This is a genomic window from Microbacterium meiriae, assembly GCF_040702565.1.
GTDB lineage: Bacteria > Actinomycetota > Actinomycetes > Actinomycetales > Microbacteriaceae > Microbacterium > Microbacterium meiriae.
This window is the reverse complement of record NZ_JBFBLJ010000003.1, coordinates 308,518-333,795: the sequence shown is the minus strand read 5'-3', so window position 1 is coordinate 333,795 and position 25,278 is coordinate 308,518. Positions and strand designations below refer to the sequence as shown.

Below are 25,278 nucleotides of genomic sequence, written 5' to 3'. Positions count from 1 at the left end.
TCACGGCAGAACGTGCACGGGGTCGGCGCGGAATCGTGCCAGCTGTGGCAAGAACTGCGTGGGCGCTGCTCCGCCGTCGACTGCATCGATGCGCGCGACGAGCTGCGCCGCCCAGCGGTTGTATCGCGCGATCAGATCGCCGCGCGATACCGCGTTGAACGCGTCGCCCTTGCCTGAGGCCTCGGCGCGCTTGTTCATCGTCGCCGCGGTCATCAGGACGCCACCGGCGTAGTGCTCTTCGCTGAGCCACTGCGCGAGGTTCGCGTCCGTCGAGGCGACCGCGAGCGTGGCGCGCTTCAGTTCGGCCATGGCCGCCACCTTCTCGGCCGTGTCCACCTCGGCCTCCGTCAGGGAGAGGTCGGCTGCGAGCGCGCGTACTTCGGAAAGGTCTGTCATGCCGCCTACCGTAATCCCTTACGCGCTCCGAATCGTCGCCTTAGTGCGCGCGGGGGTCGAGGGGGTCGCCCTTCGCGGGCATTTCAACTTCTCAGCGCCGCAGTCGCCAATCTCGCGCCGCCCGAGTTCCGCGTAATTCCGGGGGGTGTGCAGGGTGTGCAGCCTCTCTATATTGACGCGCCCACGCGCGCGCATTTCTCGTCAATGTTGAGTGCCTGCACACCCTGCACACCCTCTTAACGTCGCGTCGGCTCGCCCTTTAAGCGACGCGCCCCGGCGGCGGTGGCGATCCCGTCCGCCCCGGTGTCGCGCGCCTCGGGTACGGTCGGGCCATGAGACTGCTGACCGAGGGCTGGTGCGAGCGCGGCCCCTCTCTCTCCGAGGCCGCCGCCGCGGTGCCGCCTCCCGCGTCCGCCTGGTGGGACTCGGCCGAGTTCCTGGACGGCCCCGACGACGACCGCCGCGCCGCGATCAACCTCTGGCTGCTCACCGGCCTCACGCCCGAGCGCCGCGATGTGAAAGGCGAGCGCGACGGCGACGGCCGCGTCGACCTGCTGCTGCGCCCGGTCGGCGCTCCGGTCGAGGTCGTCGAGGTGCTCACGACGCTGGACCGCGACCACCAGGACGCCGTGCCGCGTGCCGCTGCTCTCGTCGCCGAGCTGAACGGTGCGGAGCCTCCCGCGCTGCTGTTCCCGGTCGAGCTGGAGCGCGGGTGGGAGCCGCCCCTGACGCGCGGCCGGAAGGGCAAGGCGACCGGTCGGCGGTGGGCCGCGGTGGTTGAGCGCCTGCAGCGCGAGGCGCGCGCCGGTGCGATCAGCGCCGAGGCCGCGGCGGAGGCGGCTGCCGTGTTCCCCGGCATCGAGTTCCGCGACCCGATCGACGATCCCGACCGCGGCGGGTTCTGGCTCAGCTCGCTCAACGCCGCGGTGCGCGATCCCGAGGACGTGCCCTACCTCGAGCGGCTGTCGGCGTATCTGGCGGTCGAGGAGCGCCCCGTGCACCACGTCGCCAAGCTCGCCCGCGAGGCGGCCGCTCTGGGCGCGCAGCGGCGGCACCTGTATCTGCTCGTCGCCTCCGCCGGGGAGTGGGGCGACCTGTTGCCGACCTCGCCGAGCTGGTTCACCGACGGCACCTTCATCGCGCCCGACGATCTCACCGACCTCTGGCTCGACGGCGGCACCGGCTACATCATGCGCTGGCGGCGCGAGAGCGGCTGGACCTACCACGAGGACCGCTGACCGAATCCGCAGCCGGAGCAGACCACCTGTCACAAGTCGCGGAAGAGCGGGGCGAGGGCCCGCGCGTCATTCATGACCAGATCCAATACGAAAGCGAGCTCGTTCACTTTCTCCGAGCGGAAGATCGTCTCCATCGGTATCGGCCGCAGGGCGAGTTTCAGACCTTCGACCGCTTCCGGCGGTGCGAGGAGAATGAGGCCGCCCGCCACTAGAGTGCCAGCGGTCATCATGGATCCCGCTTCGTCGTCGGCCACAAGCCGCACACTTTCACCGGCTGTCCGCCCATTCTGGACATTCGTGAGCCATGTGTTCGCTCGTTCAACGGTCGCTCGGACGGCTACGTTATCGGTGGGCCTTTCCCGTGGTGCAGATGCTGCCCGTCCAGGTATCGCGCGGTCGGAGATCGTCATGACGGTGTTCCGCACGATCGTTTCGACTAGTTCGAGAGAGCGCGGCGGGCAGACCTCAGCTAGAAAGCCAACGAGCGATTGAATCGTGCCTGGTCCCGAGCCAAAACTACTCGCTCGGATGATGTGTCCGTCGAGGCTCTTGAACCGCCGAGCGAAGTGACGCTTCCATTCCGATGCCGTCTGCATGTTCCATGTCTAGCGCATCGTGCGTCGAGCCGCCCCGGCGCTATACGTGCCAGAGGATGCTCAGGGTCCCCGCCATGGCGGCGTCGGGCATGTTGCGCCGGTTCCCCTGCCCGACGCTGTAGACGACGATCGTCATCAGCGCCTCGATCACCGCGCGCTTGCGCCCGAGCGTCAGCCCGTCCCAGACCTTGCGCACGTCGTCGGCGCCGACCAGATCGCGCAGCGGCTCGACGACCGCGCCGCGCTCGAGCTTCCCCCGCACCTCGGCGAGCTTCGCGTCGACGCGCTTGAGCCTCCGCTGGTACTCGGCGCGGCCGATGAGGCCTTCGTCGCGGTCGTCGCCCAGCTCCCGACGCACGGCCTCCAGACGGGTCAGCTCGGCGCTCAGGGTCTCCGCGTCTGGCCGCTCCCGGTCGATGAGCAGATCGGCCGCGTCGGGTGCTGCGAGGCGCGCGACGACGAGCCTGCTGATGAAGTCGTCGAGCGGGTCGCCTCGCCGCATGAAGTGCGCCATGCTACCGCACCGGTACGAGTGGATGCCCTTCTCTCCGCCGCCTGCGCGGATCGGCATGCCGCACCGCTGCTCGGCCAGCGCGACCGCGGCCTCCGCGATCTCCTGCGGCGTGAGCTCGGCAGCGTCGGTGCGGCCGGTGGCCTGCAGCGCCCGCGCTTCGATCGCGGCGTCGTCGCGCTTGCCCTGTCCTCCGCAGATCGCCAGGCCGCTGAGCAACCACCGCCGCGTCGGACCAGGCGAGGTCTTCCGCTCGGGGTGCTCGAGCTTCTTCTTCGCTGCCTGCCATTGCGCGGCGGTCACGATCGCGGGCCACCGGCCGGGCACGCAATCATCGACGCCGACGCTGCTCTGGTCGTAGTGCGCGCCGTCCTTCGGTGCCTCGCGCGGCAGGAGCGCGGCGTAGTACGGGTTCATTAGCATGCGGCGCACCGACGTCGGCGAGAACGGCACTCCTTCGGGGTGCCGCTTCGTCGGCATCGTACGCTTCCCGGCCGTGTTCAGATCGCGGGCGATCGATCCGAGCGGGACGCCGCCGAGGAAGGCCTCGAAGATCCCGCGCACGTCCGCAGCGCGGCCGCCGTCCAGCTCGTAGGCCTCTTCCGTGCCGCGCTCGGCGCGCTCCTTCGTCGTGACCCAGCGGTAGCCGTACGGCACCCGCCCCGATGTCGGGACGCCGTCCTTCCGGCGCTCGTCGTTGCGGTTCACCCGCCGCTCCGCCTTCGTCTCGCTCTCGGCTCGCGCGACCGACGTCAGCAGGTTCGCCATGAGGCGGCCGTTCACCGTCGTGAGGTCGACCTCGCCGTCGGTGGTCACCACCTGCGCCTTCGCCGCCGTCAGCGCCTCAAGCGCGGAGAGCGAGCGGCCTAGGCGGTCGAGCTTGCGGACGATCACGACGTCGAATCTGCGCGCTCGGGCGTCGTCGAGCATCCGCGCGAACGCGGTTCCCTCCTCGCGCGCTTTGTAGCCGCTCACGCCGTCGTCGACGTACTCGCCCACCACCTCAAAGTCGCGCGACGCTGCCAGCGCCCGACCCTTCTCGAGCTGGATGCCGATGCCCTCGCTATCAGAGACGGACTGCCGCGCGTAGATCGCGGCGCGGGTCTGGTGCTTCTTCGGCGTCATGGCGGTTACCTCGGTGGAGGGGTCAACGGCGGGTTCATCTAAGTATGCGTTAATCCCTCATCAGTGGCCATCGTGGTGATGGCGTACTCGGCGGTCGCCGCGCCGGTGTCGTCCCCGAAGAGAGCGAGGGCGCGGCGTCGGTTCAGGGTGGGAAGGGTGTCATTCATCTTCGGTACCTCTTTCTTCATCGGTGTGGAGGGGGTCGTCAGGTCGGCAGCGGTGTGGCGGCGAACACGCTGAGCAGCAGCGGTGCCACGCCGAGCAGGAGGAACGCCGGCAGTGTGCAGACGCCGAGCGGAAGCAGCAGGCGCGTGGAGAGCCGAGCAGCGCGAAGACGACCGTGGACCCGTGCACGGTGCCGGTCCTGCGCCGCGGTCGCGCGGAGGAGCTCGACGGCGGGGACGCCGGCCGCACGGGAGAGATCGAGCACCTCTTGCACACGGTCGCGTCCGGCCGCATCGACCACCCTCGTCTCTGCCACCAGTTCGACAGCGCGGTCGATCGGTGCGCCTCCCGCCAACGCCACCCCCACGAGCTCCGCAACCATCCCCGGGGTCCCCGGCTGCGGCCGCGCGCGGCGCAGCAGAGCCTGCGTCCAGAGCCGGGCGAGGACGACGAGCAGCAGACCGGTGACGACGCAGGCGGCCCCCAGAGGGTTCCCGACGATGACGCCCCAGGCGTCGAATCCCAGCGCGACGCCGAGCAGCAGACCGGCCAACGGCATCCAGAGCAGCAGGCGCGCCGTGCCCGCAGGCTCGGCGAGCGCGACCCGCACGTCGTCAGCCGCGGATGCGGCGTCGCGCAGAGCCTCGGCGATCGAGCGCAGCACATCGGCCAGTGGGGCCCCGACGGTGGTGGCGATCTCCCACGCCGCCGCCAACTCCGTCCACATCCCGCCCTGCTCCTCGATCGCGGAGACCAACGGCACACCCTTTTCCGTTCGTGCCAGCACCGCCACGGCCACCGGGTCTCCGGTGCTCGCCAGATGACGCCAGGCGACGAGCGGGACCGCGCCGGCCTGGAGCAGCACCGCGAGCGTCTGCACGGAATCGGCGACGTCGGATCCCTGCTCCGCCGACGGTGCGTGCGCGACGAGCCTCACCACGGCTGCACCTCCTCGATCGCGAGACGATCCGCCGCCATCACGAGCCGGCCGGCCTTCGCGAGTCGCCGCGTCCCGCCCGGCGCCCGCTCGAGATGGAGCACCATGGTGAACGCGCTCACCGCCTGACGCCCGAGGGCCACCGCGTCCATACCGGCGAGCGCTCCCAGCGCCTCCAGCCGCGCCGGCACGTCGGCCAGGCCGCTCGCGTGCAGTGTGCCGGCCCCGCCGTCGTGTCCGGTGTTGAGAGCAGTGAGGAGTTCTCGTACCTCCTCGCCCCGGCACTCTCCCACCACGAGCCGATCCGGTCGCATCCGCAGGGACTCCCGCACCAGCCGCGCGAGATCGATCCCACCCGCTCCTTCCAGGTTGGCCTGACGCGCCTCCAGCGCCACGTGGTGCGGATGCCGGGGTCTGAGCTCCGCCACGTCTTCGATGGTGACGATCCGCTCACCGGGTGGGGCGGCGGAAAGGAGCGCCGACAGCAGCGTCGTCTTTCCGGTTCCGGTCCCCCCGGTGAGGAGGAGGTTCGCCCGGTCGCGCACGAGTCCGCCGAGCCATCGCTGCTGCCGGGCGTCGAAGGCACCGCGTTCCGCCAGGGCGTCGAGGTCAGCCACGTGTACGCGAGGAACCCGGATAGAGATGGCGGTGCCCTGCGCCGCGATAGGGGCCAATGCGGTATGCACGCGCACCCCGGAACCGAGCCGCACATCGACGCACGGCGTCTGGTCATCGAGATGGCGGCCGCCGAGGGCCACGAGGGCGACGGCGAGGTCACGGACTTCGCGCTCCGTGGCGCGCCAGGACGGCACGCGCTCCGCGCCGCTTCCCCGGTCCACGAACAGCGTGTCCGCGCCGTTCACGAACAGGTCCGTGACGTCCTCGTCGAGGAAGGCGGCGAGCGGCGCGAACGCCGGCTCGTTCCGGAGCGCCTCCTGCGGGGCGCGCACCGGATCCGTGGGCCCTGAGGGCCGCGGGTGGATGACGAATCGATCGGGCATACGGCGACGCTAGGCGGCCTGCGGACCTCAGCCAGCGGACGTGCGTGGGCGCTCACAGAGGATGTGCACAACCCCACGGACCGATCCGCAGTGGAGGAGCGGGCGGAGGGCATCGAACCGGAGAGAGCGCTCCCATGAGAAAGGGCGGCACCTCACGGGGGGAATGAGATGCCGCCCACGGCGGCTCTCGATCGGGGGAATCGGGCGCGCCAGGGCCGGAATGAGATTTCGGCTGTCGTCGAGTGTACGCAAGGCGACCGTCCTGACAAAACCCATCCGAGTACCGACTTTCGGCAGTATTCGGCGGTCAGGGGCGGGGATAGATTCGCCCTGACCTGGTCGCACTCCCCCTGCGGCCATGCCTGCCTGACCCGAACGCCGCAAAGGAGCGCCTGCCGATGAGCAGTCAGATCGATCACCTTCTCGACGAGACCCGGCGCTTCGCGCCGTCGGAGGAGTTCGCCGCCCAATCCGTCGCCTCGCAGGAGCTCTACGAGCGCGCAGCCGCGGACCGCGAGGGCTTCTGGGCCGACCAGTCACGCGAGCTCGTGCACTGGCACAAGCCCTTCACGCAGGTCCTCGATTGGAGCAACCCGCCCTTCGCCAAGTGGTTCGACGACGGCGAGCTCAACGTCGCGTACAACTGCCTCGACCGTCACGTCGAGGCCGGCAACGGCGACCGCGTCGCGCTGTACTGGGAGGGCGAGCCCGGGGACAGCCGTCGCATCACCTACGCCGAGCTGACCGATGAGGTCAAGCGCGTCGCGAACGTGCTCGAGGGGCTCGGCATCGGTCAGGGCGACCGGGTCGCGATCTACCTGCCGATGATCCCGGAGGCGATCGCCGCGATGCTCGCCGTGGCCCGCGTCGGCGCGATCCACTCGGTCGTCTTCGGCGGCTTCAGCGCGGACAGCCTGCGCTCCCGGATCGACGACGCCGGCGCCAAGCTCGTCATCACCGCGGACGGCGGCTACCGCAAGGGCCGCGTCTCGGCGCTGAAGCCTGCGGTCGACCAGGCCCTGGCCGACCGCGGCGAGGGCGAGCAGCAGACCGTCGAGCACGTGCTCGTGGTCAAGCGCGGCGAGAACGACGTGGAGTGGACGGACGGTCGCGACCTGTGGTGGCACGACGTCGTTCCCGCGGCCTCGGCCGACCACACCGCCCAGGCCTTCCCGTCCGAGAACCCGCTCTTCATCCTCTACACCTCGGGCACGACGGGGAAGCCGAAGGGCATTCTGCACACCTCCGGCGGCTACCTCACCCAGGCGGCGTACTCGCACAAGAACGTCTTCGACCTGAAGCCGGAGACCGACGTCTACTGGTGCACCGCCGACATCGGCTGGATCACCGGACACAGCTACGTCACCTACGGACCCCTCGCCAACGGCGCGACCCAGGTGCTGTACGAAGGCACCCCGGACACCCCGCACCCGGGCCGCTGGTGGGAGCTCATCGAGAAGTACAAGGTCTCGATCTTCTACACGGCCCCGACCGCGATCCGCTCCTTCATGAAGATCGGCCGGAGCGTCCCGCAGAAGTTCGACCTGTCGTCGCTGCGTCTGCTCGGCTCGGTCGGAGAGCCCATCAACCCCGAGGCGTGGATGTGGTACCGCGAGGTCATCGGCGCCGGCACTGCCCCCATCGTCGACACCTGGTGGCAGACCGAGACCGGCGCGATCATGGTGTCCGCCCTCCCCGGCGTGACCGCCACGAAGCCGGGCTCCGCGCAGGTGCCGCTGCCGGGCATCTCGATCGACGTGGTGGACGAGCAGGGCGTCGAGGTCGGTAACGGCAACGGCGGTCTCCTCGTGGTCACGGAGCCCTGGCCGAGCATGCTGCGCGGCATCTGGGGCGACCCCGAGCGCTTCCGCGAGACGTACTGGGAGAAGTTCGAGGACAAGGGCTACTACTTCGCCGGCGACGGCGCCCGCCTCGACGAGGACGGCGACCTCTGGCTGCTCGGCCGGGTCGACGACGTGATGAACGTCTCCGGCCACCGGTTGTCGACCGCGGAGATCGAGTCCTCCCTCGTGGCACACGAGGCCACCGCCGAGGCCGCTGTCGTCGGCGCATCGGACGAGACCACCGGTCAGGCGGTCGTGGCGTTCGTCATCATCAAGGAGAGCTACCTTTCCGCCCACGACCCGGCCGGACTCGCGCAGCAGCTGCGGCTCTGGGTGGGCGAGCAGATCGGCGCGATCGCGCGTCCCCGCGACGTGTACATCGTGGGCGAGCTGCCGAAGACCCGCTCCGGGAAGATCATGCGACGCCTGCTGCGCGACGTCGCTGAGGGCCGCGAGGTCGGTGACACCACGACGCTCGCCGACACCGCCGTGATGAGCATCATCTCCGCCCAGGTCAAGTAACGCGAGACCCCGGGTTCACGTCGAGACCCCCTGCTGCAGATGTCTGCAGCAGGGGGTCTCGACGTTTGCGCGGGGTCTCGGCGGGCCGGGCGCGGGGACTACGCGAGGCGGAACGTGACCTCGACCTCGACGGGGCTGCCGAGCGGAAGCTCCGCGACACCGACAGCAGCGCGAGCGTGCCGTCCCTCCTCGCCGAAGATCTCGCCGAGCACCTCGCTCGCGCCGTTGATGACGGCGGGCTGTCCGGTGAAGCCCTCCGCAGAGCCGACGAAGCCGCCGACGCGGACCACACCGGCGATCCGATCCACACCGCCCGCGACATCGGCGGCCGCGGCGAGCGCGTTCAGGGCGCACGTCCTGGCGTACGCCTTCGCGTCCTCTGCGGAGACCTCCGCGCCGACCTTGCCGGTCGCGGGGAGGGCGCCGTCGACGAACGGGAGCTGGCCCGACGTGTAGACGAGTCCGCCGTGCACGACCGCCGGCACGTAGGCGGCGACCGGAGCGGCGACGGCGGGCAGCTCGATGCCGAGCTCGGAGAGACGGGCGGCGACGCTCATGCCTGGCCTCCCTCGAACTGGCGCGAGGCCTCGGCGGCAGCGGCGAGACCGGCGTTGGCCGAGCCGTCCGTCGTCACGGGGCGCTTGAAGTAGGCGACCAGACCGCCTTCGGGGCCCTGCACCACCTGGACGAGCTCCCAGCCCTGCTTGCCCCAGTTGTTGAGGATGGCCGCGGTGTTGTGGATCAGCAGCGGCGTGGTGAGGTACTCCCACGTGGTCATGGCACTCCTGTCGATCAGGGCGCGTCCAGGGCAGACCGGGCCGCGCTCGTCAAAGCCGGTATTCAGGGAACTCCCCTACGATCAAGCGTATGCCCCAAAAGAACCGCACGGTGAAGGGCGTGCTCGGCGGTCTCGTCGGGCTCGTCGGACTGAGCGCCATCGCCGGTCTGCTGGTCACCGCCAGCGTCACCCCCGTCCTCGCGATGACCGGCGTCGCCGGCTCCACGGCACTGACGATCTTCGATGAGCTGCCCGAGGTGCTCAAGGTCGACACCCCGATGGAGCAGTCGACGATCTACGCGACCAACCCCGAGGGCAAGCCGGTCGTGCTGGCGTCGTTCTACGAGCAGAACCGCGTGCCGGTCACCTACGAGCAGGTCGCACCGGTCCTCTACGACGCGATCCTCTCCAGTGAGGACAAGAACTTCTACACCCACGGCGGCGTCAACCTCGGCGCGACCGTGAAGGCCCTCGTCGACAACGTGCGGGGCACCTCCAGCCGCGGCGCCTCGACGATCAGCCAGCAGTTCGTGAAGAACGTCCGCATCCAGCAGTGCGAGCAGAACGTCAACACGGCTTCCGAGACGTATGCGGACGAGCTGCAGCAGTGCTGGCAGGACGCCACCAACGCCTCCGGTGTGGACGGCATCGAGCGCAAGCTCCAGGAGATGCGCTACGCCATCCAGATCGAGAAGGACTACTCGAAGAACGACATCCTCCTCGGGTACCTCAACATCGCGAACTTCGGCGGCACGGTCTACGGGATCGAGGCCGCCGCGCGCTACTACTTCTCGACGTCGGCGGCGAAGCTCACCGTCGGCCAGGCGGCGACGCTCGCCGGCATCGTGCAGAACCCGAACACGTACCGCATCGACAAGCCCGGCGGAACGTACACGACCGACGACGGCGTCGCGCACAACTCCGCTGAGGACGGCTACAAGGACGCCAAGGATCGCCGCGACTACGTGCTCGGCCGCATGCTCACCGACGGCAAGATCACCCAGGCCCAGCATGACGAGGCGAAGGCCGCGGCGATCGAGCCCGCCATCAAGGTCCCCACCCAGGGGTGCGCGGCCGCCGGCCGCAACGCGTACTTCTGCCAGTACGTGAAGTCGATCGTCGAGAACGACGAGGCGTTCGGTGCGGACATCCAGGAGCGCCGTGACCTCCTGCGCCGCGGTGGCCTGAAGATCTACACCACGCTGGACTTCCGCGTGCAGGACCCGGCGGCCGAGGAGATGGCCAACGTCGTCCCCGCGAACTTCGACAACAAGTACTTCGGCGCTGCCGGCGTCTCGATCGAGGTCGGCACGGGCCGCATCCTCTCCATCACGCAGAACACGAAGTTCTCGGAGACCCCGACCACCGACCAGCAGTACTCGTCGCTCGTCTTCGCCGGTGACCAGAAGTACGGCAAATCCGGCGGCTTCCAGGTCGGGTCGACCTACAAGCTCTTCACGCTCATCGACTGGCTCGAGAAGGGGCACTCCGTGCGGGAGAACCTGAACGGAACCGTGCAGACCAACCTGCAGATCCCGGTCTGCGGCAGCCCGCAGTCGACGGACACCGCGAAGATCGGCAACTTCGGCCGCAGCCGCGGCTATCCGGGGACGCCGATGACGTTCACCGCGCAGTCGCTCAACAGCGGGTACTTCGCGATGGCCTCCAAGCTCGACGTCTGCGACATCAACAAGGTCGCCGACAAGATGGGCGTCACCCTGGCCAGCGGCGAGAAGGTCACGGAGGAGAACGTCCCCTACGACGTCCTCGGCCCGAAGAACATCTCCCCCATCGCGATGGCCAACGCCTACGCGACGGTCGCCAGCGGCGGCACGTACTGCACGCCCCGCGCCATCGACAAGGTGATCGACGCCGAGGGCAAGGAGCGTCCGCTTCCCAAGGCGTCCTGCACCGAGGGCGTGCTCTCGAAGGAGGTCGCGGCGACCGCGGCCTATGCACTGCAGGGCGTCATGGCCGGCGGCGGCACCGGCGCGCGAGCCAACCCGTTCGACGGCACCCCGCTGATCGGCAAGACCGGGACACACGACCTGTGGTCGACCATGATGATCGAGTCCAGCACCAAGGTCGCGACCGCGGTCTGGGCCGGCCGCTCGAACGGCAACCACGACAACGTGTTCAACGTCTGGACCGGCAGTCACCTGCTCAACGAGGTGCGGTACCCCCTCGCGAGGGCCGCGCAGCATGCCGCGAACCAGGCGTACGGCGGCGACCAGTTCCCGGAGCCGGACGGCAACCTCATCCGACAGATCCGGGTCGACGTGCCGGATGTCGTCGGGCAGACCGTCGAGGAGGCGACCGCGACCCTCGAGCGCGCCGGTTTCGATGTCTCCGTGGGCGCCCCCGTGGACAGCGACAAGGCGACGAACATCGTCGTCGAGCAGAACCCGTCCGGTCAGGCGGCTGCCGGAGCCACGATCACGATCTCGCCCAGCAACGGCAAGGGCGCGACCGTCCCCGACGTGACGGGGCAGAGTCCGACCGAGGCGAACGCCGCCCTCGTCGCCGCCGGCTTCACGACGGTCGAGCGAGAAGGATCCTGCAACGCGGAAGGGGCGACCGTGACCGCGACGACCCCCGCTGCGAACTCCGCGGCCACGAAGGCCACGCCGATCCGAGTGTCGTGCAAGTAGGCGCGTCCCGCGCGGCGCACCCGGCCCTCATCGCGCTCGGCGCGGTGGGGGCCGTCGGTGCGGCCGCGGCGATCTGGGGTATCGGCATCGAGCGGTATCTGTTCACGGTGCGGGAGGTCTCGGCAGAGGCGCTTCCGACGGGCGCGGCGCCGCTGCGCATCCTGCATCTCTCCGACGCGCACATGGCGCCCTGGCAGCACCGGAAGCAGGACTGGCTCGCGTCCCTGGCCGACCTGAAGCCCGACCTCATCGTCAACACGGGCGACAACCTCGGGCACGAAGAGGGCTTGCAGGGCATCCGCCGGGCGTTCGCTCCCTTCGCCGGTATTCCCGGGGTGTTCGTGCACGGCTCCAATGACGTCAACGGCCCCTCCCCCCGGAATCCGCTGCGGTACTTCTCCGGACCGTCGCAGAAGCACCGCGAGCCCACGCTGCTCGACACGGCAGCGATGGACCGCTACTTCACGGACGAGCTCGGCTGGGCCGACCTGAACAACACGGCGACGCGCCTCACGGTGCGGGGCGCCGCCGTCGACCTGTTCGGCGTCGACGACGCCCACCGCGACTGGGAGCGGCTGGACGTGCTGCCTGCGGCCCTCGAGGCGCTGGGCCCCCGAACGGATGCGACGCCGGTGCTCGGAGTCACGCACGCGCCGTATCAGCGCGTGCTCAACGGTTTCGTCGACCTCGGCGCGGACGCCATCCTCGGCGGGCACACGCACGGCGGGCAGGTCTGCCTCCCCGGCTTCGGGGCCATCGTGGCCAACTGCGACATCCCACTGAAGCAGGCCAAGGGGCTCAGCACCTGGACGCACGGCGACCGTTCCGTACCCCTGAACGTCAGCGCCGGCTGCGGACACTCGATCTACGCGCCGGTCCGCTTCGCGTGCCGCCCCGAGGCGACACTGCTCACCCTGACCCCGCGCGCCTGACCCGCGAGACGGATCCGCCACGCGGGTGGGAGGGCTCGATTCGGTGCTGGAGGCATTTCGCTGTAGACTCGGAGGGTTGCAAAACGGGGTGTGGCGCAGCTTGGTAGCGCGCTTCGTTCGGGACGAAGAGGTCGCAGGTTCAAATCCTGTCACCCCGACCAGTGACACGAGAAGGCCGCCCGCAGGGGCGGCCTTCTCTGTATCGGGATGTCGTGCGAGAGGGGAACGCATGGGGAGGCTCCTGCCACCGCCGCGACGTTCGACGCGCGTGTGGGCCGTCGCCCTCGGGCTCCCCTTCCTCATCGGGGTGGCCCTCCTCACCCTCACGCCTGCCCGCGTGGAGCAGACGATGCCCAATCTGCTCGATCTCCTCCTTCGCGCTGTCCAGCGGCTCGGCTGGACGAGCCTGGACTTCACGCGCCTCGAGGTGCTGGCGAACATCGCCGTCTTCATCCCCGTCGGCGTCCTCGCCTTCCTGCTCGTCCCCCGTCGTACGTGGCCGCTGTCGCTGCTCGTCGGCCCCGCGCTCTCCCTCGCCATCGAGACCGCGCAGTATGTCGCCCTCCCCCATCGCGCCGCGACCGTGAGCGACGTGGCGGCCAACTCCGCCGGCGCGACCATCGGCGTCGTCCTCGCGATATTCTGCACGCTGCTCGCCGCCACACCGTCCTCCCGGCCGCGAACACCTACAGTGGAGGCATCATGACATCGCCCTCTCTCGTCGCCTTCGACCTCGATGACACGCTCGCGCCGTCCAAGGGCACGATCGACCCGCAGATCGCCGCGCTTCTGGGTGAGCTGCTGCGGTCGGTGGAGGTCGCGATCATCTCCGGCGGCAACGAGGCGCAGTTCCGCTCGCAGGTCGTCGCTCAGCTCGCGGATGCCGATCCGGAGGCGCTCGCCCGCCTGCACCTGCTGCCGACCTGCGGCACGCGCTACCTGCGGCATGACGGCACCGACTTCGTCGCGGTGTACGCGCATGACCTGAGCGACGACGAGAAGACCGCCGCCCTCACCGCCCTGCGCGAGGAGGCGGAGCGCCTCGGACTGTGGGAGGCGGAGCCCTGGGGGGAGATCCTGGAAGACCGCGGCTCGCAGATCACGTTCTCCGCGCTCGGTCAGCAGGCGCCGCGCGACGCGAAGCACGCGTGGGATCCGACGGGCTCGAAGCGCGGAGCCCTCCGCGATGCTGTGGCCGCACGGCTCCCGGGCCTCGAGGTGCGTTCGGGCGGCTCGACCTCGATCGACATCACCCGCGCGGGGATCGACAAGGCGTTCGGCATGCGGCAGCTCGCCACCCACACCGGCATCGACCTGACCGCGATGCTCTTCTACGGCGACCGCCTCGACGAGGGCGGCAACGACTACCCCGTCCTCGCGCTCGGAGTGCCGTCGGTGGCCGTCGAGGGCTGGGAGGACACGGCCGCCCGCCTGCAGGAGCTGCTGCCGACCCTCTCCACCCGGGTCTGACACGCTCGCCCGCACGATTTCGGCACGCCTGCACGACGGGAGGGCGGAGTCCGTCGTGCAGGCGTGACCTGGCCGTGCAGGTGGGTCAGTGCACCTCGATGCCGGCGGCGCGGGAGACGGGCACCAAGCGCGTGAGCTGGGTCACGTGGGCCGGCTCGAGCTCCGCGAGCGACGCGACGCCGAGCAGCCGCATCGTGCGCTCGATCTCGCTGCGCAGGATGGCGATCGTGCGGTCGACGCCCTGCCGTCCGCCCGCCATCAGGCCGTAGAGGTACGCGCGGCCGATCAGCGTGAAGTCGGCGCCCAGCGCGACGGACGCCACGATGTCGGCGCCGTTCATGATCCCGGTGTCGATCATGACCGTGAAGTCGTCGCCGACCGCACGACGGACCTCGGGCAGGAGGTGGAACGGGATGGGCGCGCGGTCGAGCTGACGGCCGCCGTGGTTCGACAGGACGATGCCGTCCACGCCCGCATCCCGCAGGCGCACGGAGTCCTCGACGTTCTGCACGCCCTTGATGACGATCTTGCCGGGCCAGATGTCGCGGATGACGGCGAGGTCGTCGTAGCTGATGGTCGGATCCATCGCCGCGTCGAGGAGCTCGCCCACGGTGCCGCCGGTCGTGCTCAGCGACGCGAACTCCAGCTTCGGGGTGGTCAGGAAGTCGAACCACCACCACGGCCGCGGGATCGCGTTGATGATCGTGCCGAGCGTGAGCTGCGGCGGGATGCTGAAGCCGTTGCGCTTGTCACGGAGACGGGCACCGGCGACCGGGGTGTCGACGGTGAACTGCAGGGTGTCGAAGCCGGCGGACGCGGCACGACGGGCGAGCTCGTAGGAGATCTCGCGGTCACGCATCACGTAGAGCTGGAACCAGTTCCGACCGGGCACGGGCCCCTGCGGCTCCCGGATCGTCGCCGCCTTGACGTCCTCGATCGACGTGGTCCCGAGGGTGGACAGGGTGAACGGGATGCCCGCGGCGGCCGCGGCTCCGGCGCCCGCGACCTCGCCCTCCGTCTGCATGAGGCGGGTGAAGCCGGTCGGCGCGATGCCGAACGGGAGCGCGGAGGGGCCACCGAGGATGTCGACGGCCGTGTCGACGTCCGGGGCCGGCTTGAGGATCCCGGGGTGGAACTCGACGTCCTGGAACGCCTGGCGTGCTCTGCTCAGCGACAGCTCGCCCTCGGCGGCACCGTCGGTGTAGTCGAAGGCGGCCTTCGGCGTGCGGCGCTTGGCGATCTTCCGCAGGTCGTCGATAGTGAGCGCGGCGTCGAGGCGCCGCTTGCGCCCGTCGAGCTCCGGCTTCTTGAACTTCATGAGCTCCAACAGCTCGGCGGGGTTGGGGAGCTGGCGCTGGACCATGTTCTGCCTCTCAGTTCTGCGGTGTGATGGCACGGGTGAGACCCGCGGCGGTGTAGTAGCCGGTGATATGGGTGCGGACGAGACGGCGGGCGGTGTCGGCGTCGCCGTCGTCGATCGCCGCGACCAGAGCGCGGTGCTCGGAGCGCAGGCGGGCGGCCATCCGATCCCAGTCGTCGACGGTCGCAGCCCCGGCGAGCACGTAGGACTCGATGGAGGAACGGAGCCCCGCCATCATCGCCGCGATGACCGTGTTGCCGCTGCCCTCGGCGAGGGAGAGATGCAGCTGCGCATCGAGGGCCAGGAACTCGGCCGGCGTGAGGGCACCGTCATCCATCGCGGTGAGCAGCTCGTGTGCCCGGGAGGTGTCGCGGTTTGAGGCGGCGGCCATGGCCTCGACGACCGCGTCCTCCAGCACGAGACGCGTGCGGACCACGTCGTCGAGCGGGAAACCCTGCGCGGCCACCTGGAGGCGCAGGAACGCGGACATGCCGCCGGTGGGGGTGGCGATGACGATGGCGCCCGACTGGGGGCCGGAGCCGGTCGCGGTGCGGATGAGCCCGAGCACCTCGAGTACCCGGAAGGCCTCCCGCACGCTCGATCGCCCGACGCCGAGGTCGCTGGCGAGGTCGCGCTCCGACGGCAGCCGGTCGCCCGGGCCGAGGCGACCGTCGAGCAGATCACGCTCGATGTGCTCGAGCACGAGTCGCCATGCACGCGCCGGCTGCTCGGTCATCCCGCCTCCTGTGGTCAGACCACAGGTTAGCGCGTGTGGTCAGACCACGCAATGCGGGACCGCTGCACCGCCGACCCACCCCGTTTCGTGCGCCCCGGCCGCTTGCGTACGCGCGCAGAGGGGTGGGTCGACCGGAAGGGGGTGGGTCGGAGGTGGGATCAGCCGAGACGGCCGCCGGACTCCTCCAGGTAGCAGGTGCCGCACAGCGACTCGTAGGTCGTGAGTTCGGGCGAGGAAGAGCCGTCGGCGCCCTCGTCGATCGCGACCTGGTCGCCGTCGAACACGAACCGGCCGCCGACCACCCGGCCGTTGAACACCGCCTTGCGCCCGCAGCGACAGATCGTCTTCAGTTCCTCGAGCGAGTGCGCGATGGCGAGGAGCCGGGCCGATCCGGGGAAGGCGTGCGTGCGGAAGTCGTTGCGGATCCCGTAGGCCATCACCGGGATGCCGTCCTCCACCGCGATCCGGAAGAGGTCGTCGACCTGGGGCGGCGTCAGGAACTGCGCCTCGTCGACGAGCAGGCAGGCCACGTCGACGGGCCCCGTCGGGATGAGCTCCTCCTCCGTCGACCGACGCATGCGCTCCCGATGGATCGCGAAGAGCGCGCGGGCGTCGTCTTCCGGACCGATGAGGACGTCGACGGGACGCGTGACCCCGAGGCGGCTCTCGATCTCCCCCGCACCCTTGGTGTCGATCGCGGGCTTGGCGAGCAGCACGTGCTGGCCGCGCTCCTCATAGTTGTAGGCAGCCTGCAGGAGGGCGGTCGACTTGCCCGAGTTCATCGCGCCGTAGCGGAAGTAGAGCTTCGCCACGGTCCCGGGTCAGGCGTTGATGCCGAGGACGGCGGCAGTGGCGGTGGTGGACTCCTCCGCGAGCTCCGCGTCACCGTTGAGCTTCCGGCCGAAGGTGGGGATGAGTTCGCGCAGCTGCGACTCCCAGCCCGGGTACTCGCCGGGGAAGCACTTCTTCAGCAGGTCGAGCATGATCGGCACGGCCGTGGAGGCGCCGGGCGACGCACCGAGGAGGCCCGCGATCGAGCCGTCACCGGCCGCGACGACCTCGGTTCCGAACTGGAGCACGCCGCCCTTCTTCGGGTCCTTCTTCATGACCTGGGCGCGCTGACCGGCGTCGATGAGCGTCCAGTCCTCATCCTTCGCCGTCGGCATGAAGGTGCGGAGGCTGTCGACCTTCTTGCGGTGATTCTTCATCAGCTCGCTGATGAGGTACGTGATGAGGTCGGGGTTCGCGAAAGCCACCCGCAGCATCGGCCAGAGGTTGTGCGGACGGACCTGCGTGACGATGTCGAGCATCGACCCGTTCTTGAGGAACTTGGGGCTGAACGTCGCGAACGGGCCGAACATGAGCGAGGCCTCGCCGTCGACGACACGCGTGTCGAGGTGCGGGACCGACATCGGCGGGGCGCCGACCGAGGCCTGCGAGTAGACCTTGGCCTTGTGCTGCGCGACGATCTTCGGGTTGGTCGTCTTGAGGAACTGTCCACCGATCGGGAAGACGCCGTAGCCCTTGATCTCAGGGATTCCGGAATTCTGCAGGAGCTTGAGCGCCCACCCGCCCGCGCCGACGAACACGAACTTCGCCTTGATCTCATTCGGAGTGCGGCCGATCGTCGTGCGGTACTTGATGAGCCAGGTGCCGTCCTTCTGACGCGTGAGGGACTTGACCTCGTGGTTCGTGCGGACCGAGACGCCCGAGTCGCGGAGGTGGTCGAAGAGCTGATGCGTGAGCGCACCGAAGTCGACGTCCGTGCCGGCGGGCACCCGGGTGGCCGCGAACGGCTCTCCCTTGCGACGCTTCTGCATGAGCAACGGCGCCCACTGGTTGATGACGCGGGAGTCCTCGCTGTACTCGATGCCCGCGAACAGCGGCTGCTCCTTGAGCACCTCGTAACGCTTCTTGAGGTACGCCACGTCCTTCTCGCCGCGCACGAACGTCATGTGCGGCGTCGCGTTGATGAAGGTCGACGGCTCGTCCAGCACGCCCTTCTCGACGAGGGAGGACCAGAACTGGCGGCTCTGCTGGAACTGCTCGTTGATCGAGATCGCCTTGGCGGGGTCGAGCGGCGCGTCACCCTGCTGCGGCATGTAGTTCAGCTCGCACAGCGCGGCGTGCCCGGTCCCGGCGTTGTTCCAGGGATTCGAGCTCTCCTGCGCCACGTCCGACAGCCGCTCGAAGGCGACGATCTTCCAGTCCGGCTGCAGCTCGTGCAGCAGGGTACCCAGGGTGGCGCTCATGATGCCACCGCCGATCAGGACGACATCGACGTTTTCAGTCACTCGAACAGTCTAGTTCGCGGGCAGGACACCGCAGACCATGCGGCCGTCAGGAGACCGGGGCGAGACGCTCCGCGAGCACCTCGGCGATCTGCACCGCGTTCAGCGCCGCCCCCTTGCGGAGGTTGTCGTTGCTGATGAAGAGCACGAGGCCCTTGCCCTCCGGAGCCGACTGGTCGGCGCGGATGCGGCCCACGAAGCTCGGGTCCTTGCCCGCGGCCTGCAGCGGGGTCGGCACCTCGTCGAGCACGACACCGGGCGCCGCGCTCAGCACTTCCCTGGCGCGGTCGGGCGTCAGATCGCGGGAGAACTCGGCATGGATCGACAGCGAGTGGCCCGTGAACACCGGCACCCGGACGCACGTGCCGGCGACGCGGAGGTCGGGCAGCTCGAGGATCTTCCGGCTCTCGTTGCGGAGCTTCTTCTCCTCGTCGGTCTCGTTGTCCCCGTCGTCCACGAGGTTGCCGGCGAGCGGGATCACGTCGAAGGCGATCGGGGCGACGTACTTCTCGGGCTCGGGGAAGTCGACCGCGGAGCCGTCGTGGACCAGGCGGAGGGTGTCGCCCTGCGCGAGCACGCCCTCGACCTGACCGAGCAGCTCCTGCGCGCCGGCGAGTCCGGAGCCGGACACCGCCTGGTAGGTCGACACGATCAGGCGCTCGAGGCCGGCCTCGGCGTCGAGGACCTTCAGCACCGGCATCGCGGCCATCGTGGTGCAGTTCGGGTTGGCGATGATGCCCTTGGGGCGGTCGTCGATCGCGTGTGGGTTGACCTCGCTGACGACGAGCGGGACCTCGGGGTCCATGCGCCAGGCGCTGGAGTTGTCGACGACCACGGCGCCGGCCTCGGCGAAGCGCGGCGCGTATGCCCGGCTGGCGGTGGCACCGGCGGAGAACAGGGCGATGTCGATGCCCGACGGGTCGGCCGCCTCGACGTCTTCCACGATCACCGTCTGCCCGCCGAACTCGATCGCCGTGCCGGCGGAACGCGCCGACGAGAACAGCCGCAGCTCGCGGATCGGGAACGAACGCTCCGCGAGAATCTCGCGCATCACGGTGCCCACCTGGCCGGTGGCGCCGACGATGGCGACGGAGAGTCCTGATTCGGAGATGCGGGTCATGATGTTCCTTGGCTTCGTGCGGTACGGCGTACGAGGCTTCGGGCGCGGCGTCGGGATGCTGAGGCTGCGCCTGGCGCCGGTGTCAGGGTTTCCGCGAGTCTATCGCGCCACGCTCCCCTCGGCTCTCCTCGTACGCCGCTCGCGAGAGCAGGCTGACACGCGAGCACAGGCGAGCGTGGACGACAGAGCCTGCGCCCGCGCGAAAGCCTGCGGTGGCGGGAGCGCGCGAAAACAGGCAGACCCGCGGAGACAGGCGAGCGCGCGACAGCAGGCGAGCGTGGGCAGCACGGCCTGACCAGGCGCGAAAGCCTGCGCTGGCGGGAGAAGAGGGAGCTCGTGAGGGGGTCAGCGACCGGTGCCGGCGTGGACCGTGGCCTCCGCGTCGCCGTCGAGGCCGTAGGCGGTGTGCACCGTGCGGGCGGCCTCGGTGAGGTCGGTGTCGCGGAGCACGACCGAGATGCGGATCTCCGAGGTGGAGATCATCTCGATGTTGATGCCGCCGGCGGACAGGGCCTCGAACAGGGTCGCCGAGACGCCGGAGTGCGTGCGCATCCCCGCGCCGACCACGGACAGCTTGCCGATCTGGTCGTCGTGGATGAGGTTCTGGAAGCCGACCTCGGTCTGCTCGCCGGCGAGGGCCTTGAGCGCCGCAGCGGCGTCGGCCTTGGGAACCGTGAAGGAGATGTCGGTGCGTCCCGTCGCCGACACGTTCTGGACGATCATGTCGACGTTGGCGCCGGACTTCGCGACGATCTTGAAGATCTCGGCGGCCTTGCCCGGGACGTCCGGCACCCCGGCGACGGTGATCTTGGCCTGGCTGAAGTCGGTGGCGACGCCGGCGACGATCGGTTCTTCCATGACTGCTCCCTCGGCTTCGCGAGGGTTCTTCATGCCCTCGCCCAGAACGTATGTGCCCTCGGCCGACGAGAACGTCGACCGGGCGTGGATGAGGACGCCGTGCCGGCGGGCGTACTCCACGGCACGGATGTAGAGGACCTTGGCACCGTTGGCGGCGAGCTCCAGCATCTCCTCGCTGGAGACGTGGTCGAGCTTCTGCGCCTTCGGGATCACGCGCGGGTCGGCCGTGAAGATGCCGTCGACGTCGCTGTAGATCTCGCAGACATCGGCGGACAGCGCGGCCGCCAGCGCGACGGCCGTCGTGTCCGACCCGCCGCGGCCGAGCGTGGTGATGTCGCGGGTATCGCGGTTGAAGCCCTGGAAGCCCGCGACGATGACGATCGCGCCCTCGTCGAGCGCCTCGCGGAGCCGGACGGGCGTGACGTCGACGATGCGCGCCGCGCCGTGCTGCGAGTCGGTGATCATGCCGGCCTGGCTGCCGGTGAACGACCGCGCCTCGAAGCCCATGGAGTGGATCGCCATCGCCAGCAGCGCCATCGAGATCCGCTCGCCGCTGGACAGGAGCATGTCGAGCTCGCGCGGAGCCGGGATCGGCGCGACCTCGTTCGCGAGGTCCAGCAGCTCATCGGTCGTGTCGCCCATCGCGCTCACGGCGACGACGACGTCGTGACCGGCGCGACGGGTGTCGACGATGCGCTTGGCGACGCGCTTGATGCTCTCTGCGTCGGCGACGGACGAGCCGCCGTACTTCTGCACGATGAGGGCCACGTTCACTCCCTGGGGTGTCGGGCGGATCCGCCTACGGTCATTCTACGATCGGCGCGCATGCCGCCCCGCGCATGTGACGGCTCAGGCCGGCGCGGGCGGAACGGGCGTCACCGGACGCAGGCGTCCTCCGGTGGCGGCGAACCAACACCCGATGATGATCAGCGGGAACCCCAGGAGGAGTCCAGGGGTGAGGGGTTCGGCGAGTACGATCGCGCCGAGGACGATCGCCACGACCGGGTTCACGTAGGTGAACAGCGGCGCCCTGACCGGCCCGACCTCGCGGATCAGCGCGAAGAAGGCCAGGAAGGCCAGCGCCGTGCAGATCACGGCGAGGGCGAGCAGGGCACCGATCGACGGGAGCGTCGGCACCTCACGCTGCGTGAGCAGACCGATCGGGAGGTAGAAGAGGCCGATCATGAGCAGCGACAGCGTGATCGTGCCGAGTGAGGGGACGTCGTTCAGCTTGCGCGCCACGATGAACGGCGCGATCGCGTAGAGCACCGCGACGAGCAGCACCTCCCCGGCCGCGAGCAGGCTCACCTCTCCCCCGAAGAGCCCGGGACCCGCCACGACGATGGCCACACCGATGAAGCCGACCAGAAGACCGATGCCGCGGGCGGGACGCAGCACGCCGCGGTCGCCGCCGCCCAGCGCGATGAGGGCGGCGAACAGCGGCACCGTGGCCACGAGGAGTCCGGTCATGCCGGAGGGCAGTGTCATCTCGGCGTGTCCGAGGAGGAGGAACGGTCCGGCCATCTCCACGGCCCCGAACGCCAGCACCCACGGCCAGTGCCGGAGCGCCGCACGGAGGGCGCCGCTGCGCAGGGCGAACGGCAGCAGGAGGAGCGCGGCGATCAGCGTCCGTCCGGCGACGATCGCCGGCGGGGAGATCGAGTCCACCGCCACGCTGATGAAGAGGTAGGGCACGCCCCACAGCAGGGCCATGGCCCCGAAGAGCAGCCAGCCCCGGCGGGAGAAGCCGGACTGCGGGGTCACAGCACGCGCCGGCCCTCGAAGGCCCGGCCCAGCGTCACCTCGTCCGCGTACTCGAGGTCGCCGCCGACCGGGAGGCCCGAGGCGAGCCGTGAGACCGTGATCTGCATCGTCGTGAGGAGCCGGCTCAGATAGCTCGCCGTCGCCTCCCCCTCCAGGTTGGGGTTCGTGGCGATGATGACCTCCTGCACGGTGCCGTCGGCGAGTCGCGTCATGAGCTGGGCGATCCGGAGGTCGTCCGGCCCGATGCCCGCGATGGGGCTGATCGCGCCGCCGAGCACGTGGTACAGGCCGCGGAACTCCCGTGTGCGCTCGATCGCCGCGACGTCCTTCGCGTCCTCGACCACGCAGATCAGCGCCTGGTTGCGGCGGGGGTCGCGGCAGATCGCGCACCGCTCCTGCTCCGCGACGTTGCCGCAGATCTCGCAGAACCGGACGCGGATGCGGATCTCGGTCAGCAGCTCCGCGAGACGGGCGACGTCGAACGTCGGCGTCTGCAGGATATGGAACGCGATGCGCTGCGCCGACTTCGGGCCGATACCGGGAAGGCGGCCGAACTCGTCGATCAGCTCTTGGACGATGCCGTCGTACATCAGGAGAACCTCGTGGGGGGCTCGTAGGGCTCTTCGCGAAGGAACGTCGCGCCGAGCACCTGGCGGATCACGGCCTCACCGTAGCGCTGCACGCCGCCCGCGGCGGGGGTGCGCTCGATGACGACCGGCGGAGCAGCCGCGGGGGCCGTGCGCGCGGCAGCCTGCGGGGCCGCCGTCGGTGTCGTCCGCGGGGAGGGAGGGCGGTCGTACGGAGCCGGGGGCTCGTAGGCCGGATCGTACGGCGGCTCCTCGTCGAACGCGGGAGCGTCGTCATCGCCCGGCAGCGGCGGCTCGTCGCGGTCGACCCTGCCGTCGGCCGGCGGGGTCGGGGCGGCGGAGGCGGCCTCGACCTCCTCCGGCTCGTCGTCGACGGCGAGGGGCGCCGCGGGGGCGGCGGCCGGTGTCGCGGCGTCAGCGGTCGGGATGGAGGCGACCGCCCACTCCGTCACGGGAGCGGTGGCGGCGCGCGTCTGCGGGCGGGAGGGCCGTGCTGACGCAGGCTCCGATGCGGGAGCGGCGTCGGCCGGCGCGGTGGATCCGGACGAGGCCGGCTGCCGCGGCGCACCGCCGGGTGGCATCGGTGCCGGGAGGTACTTGACACGTACCCCGACCTCCTGCTCGATGGCTGTGCGGAGGTGGTCGGAGGGGCCGGATCCCGGCGTGGTCCCCTTGAACTTCGCGACGTCATGCTGGCTCGTGAACCCGAGGGTCAGCACCTCGGAATCACCGTCGTAGGCGAGGGGCTGCACGGCGGTCGCGAGCAGCCAGGACGTGCGGCTGATGCCTTCCAGACGCTTCAGCACGGCCGGCCAGGCGTCGCGGACGCGCTCGAACGTGACGGGAGCGGACGGCGCGGAGGACGACTGCGGGGTCGGAGCGGGCTGGGGCTCCGGAGCGTGGCCGGGCTCGGGAGTGCTCTCGGGCTCCGGGGTGCGCTCAGGCTCCGGAGCGGGCGCAGGCTCGGGCGCGTCTGCAGGGGCGGTCGGAGCAGACGGAGCCGACGCCGCGGGCGCCGAGGGCGCCGCCGGAGCGGGCGTCCTCCCCGTGTCGGATGCGACGGTCGGAGACGGCGTCGCGGTCGCCGGCGGGACCACCGGCGGGTGCGTGGTGGCCGGCGGGTGCAGCGCGCCCGACGCGGCGGTGCCGGACGCCGCCGAGCCTCCGGGTGCGGCGGCGAGGACACGAGCGACCATGAGTTCGAGGTGGAGCCGCGGCGATGTGGCTCCGGACATGTCGTCCAGTGCCGCGCTGACCACGTCGGCGGTACGCGAGAGGCGCGCGGCGCCGAACGACTCGGCCTGCCGGCGCATCCGGTCGAGCTCGTCCTCCGCGATGCCGCGGAGGACGGCGGAGGCACCGGAGCCGACGGCGGCGATCACGATGAGATCGCGCAGGCGCTCCAGCAGGTCGTCGACGAAGCGCCGCGGGTCCTGGCCGGTCTGCACGACGCGGTCGATGGCGGGGAAGGCGGTCGCGGCGTCGCCCGCCGCCAGCGCATCGACGATCTCGTCGAGGAGGGCCCCGTGGGTGTACCCGAGCAGCGCCACCGCGCGCGCGTAGCCGACGGTGACGGTCTCCGAGCCGGCCGGGGCGTCCGAGCCCGCGATGAGCTGGTCCAGCAGCGACAGCGTGTCGCGGGGCGAGCCTCCTCCGGCGCGGACGACGAGCGGCAGCACACCCTGCTCGACGATCACGCCCTCTTCCGCACACAGCTTCTCGACGTACTCGAGCATCGCAGCGGGCGGGACCAGTCGGAACGGATAGTGGTGGGTGCGCGAGCGGATCGTGCCCAGCACCTTCTCGGGCTCCGTCGTGGCGAAGATGAACTTGACGTGCGGCGGGGGCTCCTCCACCAGCTTCAGCAGCGCGTTGAAGCCCTGCGGGGTGACCATGTGCGCCTCGTCGAGGATGAAGATCTTGAAGCGGTCGCGGCTCGGAGCGAAGGTGGCCCGTTCCCGCAGGTCGCGGGCGTCATCGACGCCGTTGTGGCTCGCCGCGTCGATCTCGACGACGTCGAGCGATCCCCCGCCCGCCCTGGACAGCTCGACGCAGCTCGGGCACGTCCCGCAGGGGGTGTCGGTCGGCCCTTCCGCGCAGTTCAGGCAACGGGCGAGGATGCGCGCCGAGGTGGTCTTGCCGCAGCCCCGCGGACCGGAGAACAGATAGGCGTGACCCACACGGTCGCCGCGCAGCGCGGTCATGAGCGGATCGGTCACCTGCGACTGCCCGATCATCTCGCCGAACGTCTCGGGTCGGTAGCGGCGGTAGAGGGCTGTGGTCACCCCTCCAGCCTACGGCGTGCCACCGACGTTGCTCCCCTCTCGCTCGACCCGGCCTCTTTAACGCGAACCACCCCGTTGCGGACGTCCGCAACGGGGTGGGACGCACGCAAC

Annotated in this window: 23 protein-coding genes and 1 tRNA gene; 7 read left to right on the top strand and 17 right to left on the bottom strand. The window is 70.2% G+C overall.

From position 1 onward, the window contains the following. A complete protein-coding gene (locus tag AB0310_RS15310) occupies positions 1-396 on the bottom strand; it encodes a hypothetical protein (RefSeq protein WP_366237569.1) in 396 nt (131 codons plus the stop codon). 332 nt (positions 397-728) lie between these two features. Between AB0310_RS15310 and AB0310_RS15305 the strand changes: the two genes are divergently transcribed. Next, complete coding sequence (locus AB0310_RS15305; RefSeq protein ID WP_366237568.1) at positions 729-1,634, top strand: hypothetical protein; 906 nt, start codon at positions 729-731, stop codon at positions 1,632-1,634. 29 nt (positions 1,635-1,663) lie between these two features. Here AB0310_RS15305 and AB0310_RS15300 read toward each other — a convergent pair whose 3' ends face one another. Genes AB0310_RS15300 through AB0310_RS15280 form a run of 5 tightly spaced genes read right to left on the bottom strand, consistent with a single transcriptional unit; the run spans position 1,664 to position 5,969 of the window. Continuing rightward, positions 1,664-2,230, bottom strand: a complete 567-nt coding sequence (locus AB0310_RS15300) for a hypothetical protein (protein WP_366237567.1) — start codon at positions 2,228-2,230, stop codon at positions 1,664-1,666. 40 nt (positions 2,231-2,270) lie between these two features. Continuing rightward, positions 2,271-3,866 (bottom strand): recombinase family protein, encoded by a 1,596-nt coding sequence (locus tag AB0310_RS15295; protein WP_366237566.1) that lies wholly within the window; start codon positions 3,864-3,866, stop codon positions 2,271-2,273. Positions 3,867-3,904: 38 nt separating this feature from the next. Further along, the gene (locus AB0310_RS15290) at positions 3,905-4,033 is read right to left on the bottom strand and encodes a hypothetical protein (protein WP_366237565.1); all 129 of its coding nucleotides are present in this window, start codon (positions 4,031-4,033) and stop codon (positions 3,905-3,907) included. Positions 4,034-4,071: 38 nt separating this feature from the next. Continuing rightward, complete coding sequence (locus AB0310_RS15285; protein WP_366237564.1) at positions 4,072-4,971, bottom strand: type II secretion system F family protein; 900 nt, start codon at positions 4,969-4,971, stop codon at positions 4,072-4,074. After that, positions 4,965-5,969 (bottom strand): TadA family conjugal transfer-associated ATPase, encoded by a 1,005-nt coding sequence (locus AB0310_RS15280; protein ID WP_280568348.1) that lies wholly within the window; start codon positions 5,967-5,969, stop codon positions 4,965-4,967. Before AB0310_RS15280 ends, AB0310_RS15285 begins: the two co-directional genes overlap by 7 nt. Before the next feature lie 398 nt (positions 5,970-6,367). Between AB0310_RS15280 and acs the strand changes: the two genes are divergently transcribed. Beyond that, positions 6,368-8,335: an acetate--CoA ligase gene (gene acs / locus AB0310_RS15275; RefSeq protein WP_187662152.1), complete on the top strand. Its 1,968-nt coding sequence runs from the start codon at positions 6,368-6,370 to the stop codon at positions 8,333-8,335. Positions 8,336-8,433: 98 nt separating this feature from the next. Here acs and AB0310_RS15270 read toward each other — a convergent pair whose 3' ends face one another. Together AB0310_RS15270 and sp36 are read right to left on the bottom strand one after the other, a co-directional pair. Then, entirely contained in the window at positions 8,434-8,892 is a 459-nt protein-coding gene (locus tag AB0310_RS15270; protein ID WP_187662153.1) for a RidA family protein, read from the bottom strand. After that, on the bottom strand, positions 8,889-9,113 hold the full coding sequence (gene sp36 / locus AB0310_RS15265) for a Sp36 family protein (RefSeq protein WP_060921874.1): 225 nt from the start codon (positions 9,111-9,113) through the stop codon (positions 8,889-8,891). Before sp36 ends, AB0310_RS15270 begins: the two co-directional genes overlap by 4 nt. An 89-nt stretch (positions 9,114-9,202) precedes the next feature. On the opposite strand from sp36, the gene AB0310_RS15260 reads away from it, so the two are divergent. The 5 genes from AB0310_RS15260 to AB0310_RS15240 all read left to right on the top strand — a co-directional run bounded on the left by AB0310_RS15260 (position 9,203) and on the right by AB0310_RS15240 (position 14,166). Next, positions 9,203-11,764 (top strand): transglycosylase domain-containing protein, encoded by a 2,562-nt coding sequence (locus tag AB0310_RS15260; protein WP_259951387.1) that lies wholly within the window; start codon positions 9,203-9,205, stop codon positions 11,762-11,764. After that, positions 11,755-12,696: a metallophosphoesterase gene (locus AB0310_RS15255; RefSeq protein ID WP_187662154.1), complete on the top strand. Its 942-nt coding sequence runs from the start codon at positions 11,755-11,757 to the stop codon at positions 12,694-12,696. Before AB0310_RS15260 ends, AB0310_RS15255 begins: the two co-directional genes overlap by 10 nt. Before the next feature lie 84 nt (positions 12,697-12,780). Then, positions 12,781-12,857: transfer RNA gene (locus tag AB0310_RS15250), tRNA-Pro, on the top strand. 68 nt (positions 12,858-12,925) lie between these two features. Beyond that, positions 12,926-13,402 (top strand): VanZ family protein, encoded by a 477-nt coding sequence (locus tag AB0310_RS15245; protein ID WP_366237563.1) that lies wholly within the window; start codon positions 12,926-12,928, stop codon positions 13,400-13,402. Further along, positions 13,399-14,166 carry an HAD-IIB family hydrolase gene (locus AB0310_RS15240; protein WP_187662156.1) on the top strand — a complete coding sequence of 256 codons (768 nt, stop codon included), beginning with the start codon at positions 13,399-13,401 and terminating at the stop codon, positions 14,164-14,166. Before AB0310_RS15245 ends, AB0310_RS15240 begins: the two co-directional genes overlap by 4 nt. A gap of 85 nt (positions 14,167-14,251) precedes the next feature. On the opposite strand, the gene AB0310_RS15235 is transcribed toward AB0310_RS15240, so the two are convergent. The 9 genes from AB0310_RS15235 to AB0310_RS15195 form a co-directional block, all read right to left on the bottom strand. Next, a complete protein-coding gene (locus tag AB0310_RS15235) occupies positions 14,252-15,529 on the bottom strand; it encodes an alpha-hydroxy acid oxidase (RefSeq protein ID WP_259951384.1) in 1,278 nt (425 codons plus the stop codon). 10 nt (positions 15,530-15,539) lie between these two features. Next, positions 15,540-16,262, bottom strand: coding sequence for a FadR/GntR family transcriptional regulator (locus tag AB0310_RS15230; RefSeq protein ID WP_259951383.1), 723 nt, complete (start codon positions 16,260-16,262; stop codon positions 15,540-15,542). Positions 16,263-16,420: 158 nt separating this feature from the next. Beyond that, a complete protein-coding gene (locus AB0310_RS15225) occupies positions 16,421-17,074 on the bottom strand; it encodes a thymidine kinase (protein ID WP_366237562.1) in 654 nt (217 codons plus the stop codon). A gap of 9 nt (positions 17,075-17,083) precedes the next feature. Further along, positions 17,084-18,556, bottom strand: a complete 1,473-nt coding sequence (locus AB0310_RS15220) for a malate:quinone oxidoreductase (RefSeq protein ID WP_366237561.1) — start codon at positions 18,554-18,556, stop codon at positions 17,084-17,086. Between the two features lie 46 nt (positions 18,557-18,602). Then, on the bottom strand, positions 18,603-19,673 hold the full coding sequence (locus AB0310_RS15215; RefSeq protein ID WP_268776716.1) for an aspartate-semialdehyde dehydrogenase: 1,071 nt from the start codon (positions 19,671-19,673) through the stop codon (positions 18,603-18,605). 345 nt (positions 19,674-20,018) lie between these two features. Beyond that, on the bottom strand, positions 20,019-21,299 hold the full coding sequence (locus AB0310_RS15210; protein WP_025104257.1) for an aspartate kinase: 1,281 nt from the start codon (positions 21,297-21,299) through the stop codon (positions 20,019-20,021). A gap of 81 nt (positions 21,300-21,380) precedes the next feature. Next, entirely contained in the window at positions 21,381-22,295 is a 915-nt protein-coding gene (locus AB0310_RS15205) for a DMT family transporter (protein WP_366237560.1), read from the bottom strand. Then, the gene (gene recR, locus AB0310_RS15200) at positions 22,292-22,885 is read right to left on the bottom strand and encodes a recombination mediator RecR (RefSeq protein WP_025104255.1); all 594 of its coding nucleotides are present in this window, start codon (positions 22,883-22,885) and stop codon (positions 22,292-22,294) included. Before recR ends, AB0310_RS15205 begins: the two co-directional genes overlap by 4 nt. Then, positions 22,885-25,167, bottom strand: coding sequence for a DNA polymerase III subunit gamma and tau (locus tag AB0310_RS15195; protein ID WP_366237559.1), 2,283 nt, complete (start codon positions 25,165-25,167; stop codon positions 22,885-22,887). The genes recR and AB0310_RS15195 overlap by 1 nt, the downstream gene beginning before the upstream one ends. Positions 25,168-25,278: the final 111 nt, after the last annotated feature.

Excerpts from the sequence above, each read along its gene's own strand:
- AB0310_RS15240 (WP_187662156.1), top strand. The coding sequence starts at position 13,399 with ATGACATCGCCCTCTCTCGTCGCCTTCGACCTCGATGACACGCTCGCG.
- AB0310_RS15260 (WP_259951387.1), top strand. The coding sequence starts at position 9,203 with ATGCCCCAAAAGAACCGCACGGTGAAGGGCGTGCTCGGCGGTCTCGTC.
- AB0310_RS15235 (WP_259951384.1), bottom strand. The coding sequence starts at position 15,529 with ATGGTCCAGCGCCAGCTCCCCAACCCCGCCGAGCTGTTGGAGCTCATG.
- AB0310_RS15305 (WP_366237568.1), top strand. The coding sequence starts at position 729 with ATGAGACTGCTGACCGAGGGCTGGTGCGAGCGCGGCCCCTCTCTCTCC.
- AB0310_RS15270 (WP_187662153.1), bottom strand. The coding sequence starts at position 8,892 with ATGAGCGTCGCCGCCCGTCTCTCCGAGCTCGGCATCGAGCTGCCCGCC.
- AB0310_RS15215 (WP_268776716.1), bottom strand. The coding sequence starts at position 19,673 with ATGACCCGCATCTCCGAATCAGGACTCTCCGTCGCCATCGTCGGCGCC.
- AB0310_RS15295 (WP_366237566.1), bottom strand. The coding sequence starts at position 3,866 with ATGACGCCGAAGAAGCACCAGACCCGCGCCGCGATCTACGCGCGGCAG.
- acs (WP_187662152.1), top strand. The coding sequence starts at position 6,368 with ATGAGCAGTCAGATCGATCACCTTCTCGACGAGACCCGGCGCTTCGCG.
- AB0310_RS15290 (WP_366237565.1), bottom strand. The coding sequence starts at position 4,033 with ATGAATGACACCCTTCCCACCCTGAACCGACGCCGCGCCCTCGCTCTC.
- AB0310_RS15280 (WP_280568348.1), bottom strand. The coding sequence starts at position 5,969 with ATGCCCGATCGATTCGTCATCCACCCGCGGCCCTCAGGGCCCACGGAT.
- AB0310_RS15310 (WP_366237569.1), bottom strand. The coding sequence starts at position 396 with ATGACAGACCTTTCCGAAGTACGCGCGCTCGCAGCCGACCTCTCCCTG.
- recR (WP_025104255.1), bottom strand. The coding sequence starts at position 22,885 with ATGTACGACGGCATCGTCCAAGAGCTGATCGACGAGTTCGGCCGCCTT.
- AB0310_RS15245 (WP_366237563.1), top strand. The coding sequence starts at position 12,926 with ATGGGGAGGCTCCTGCCACCGCCGCGACGTTCGACGCGCGTGTGGGCC.
- AB0310_RS15300 (WP_366237567.1), bottom strand. The coding sequence starts at position 2,230 with ATGCAGACGGCATCGGAATGGAAGCGTCACTTCGCTCGGCGGTTCAAG.
- AB0310_RS15230 (WP_259951383.1), bottom strand. The coding sequence starts at position 16,262 with ATGACCGAGCAGCCGGCGCGTGCATGGCGACTCGTGCTCGAGCACATC.
- sp36 (WP_060921874.1), bottom strand. The coding sequence starts at position 9,113 with ATGACCACGTGGGAGTACCTCACCACGCCGCTGCTGATCCACAACACC.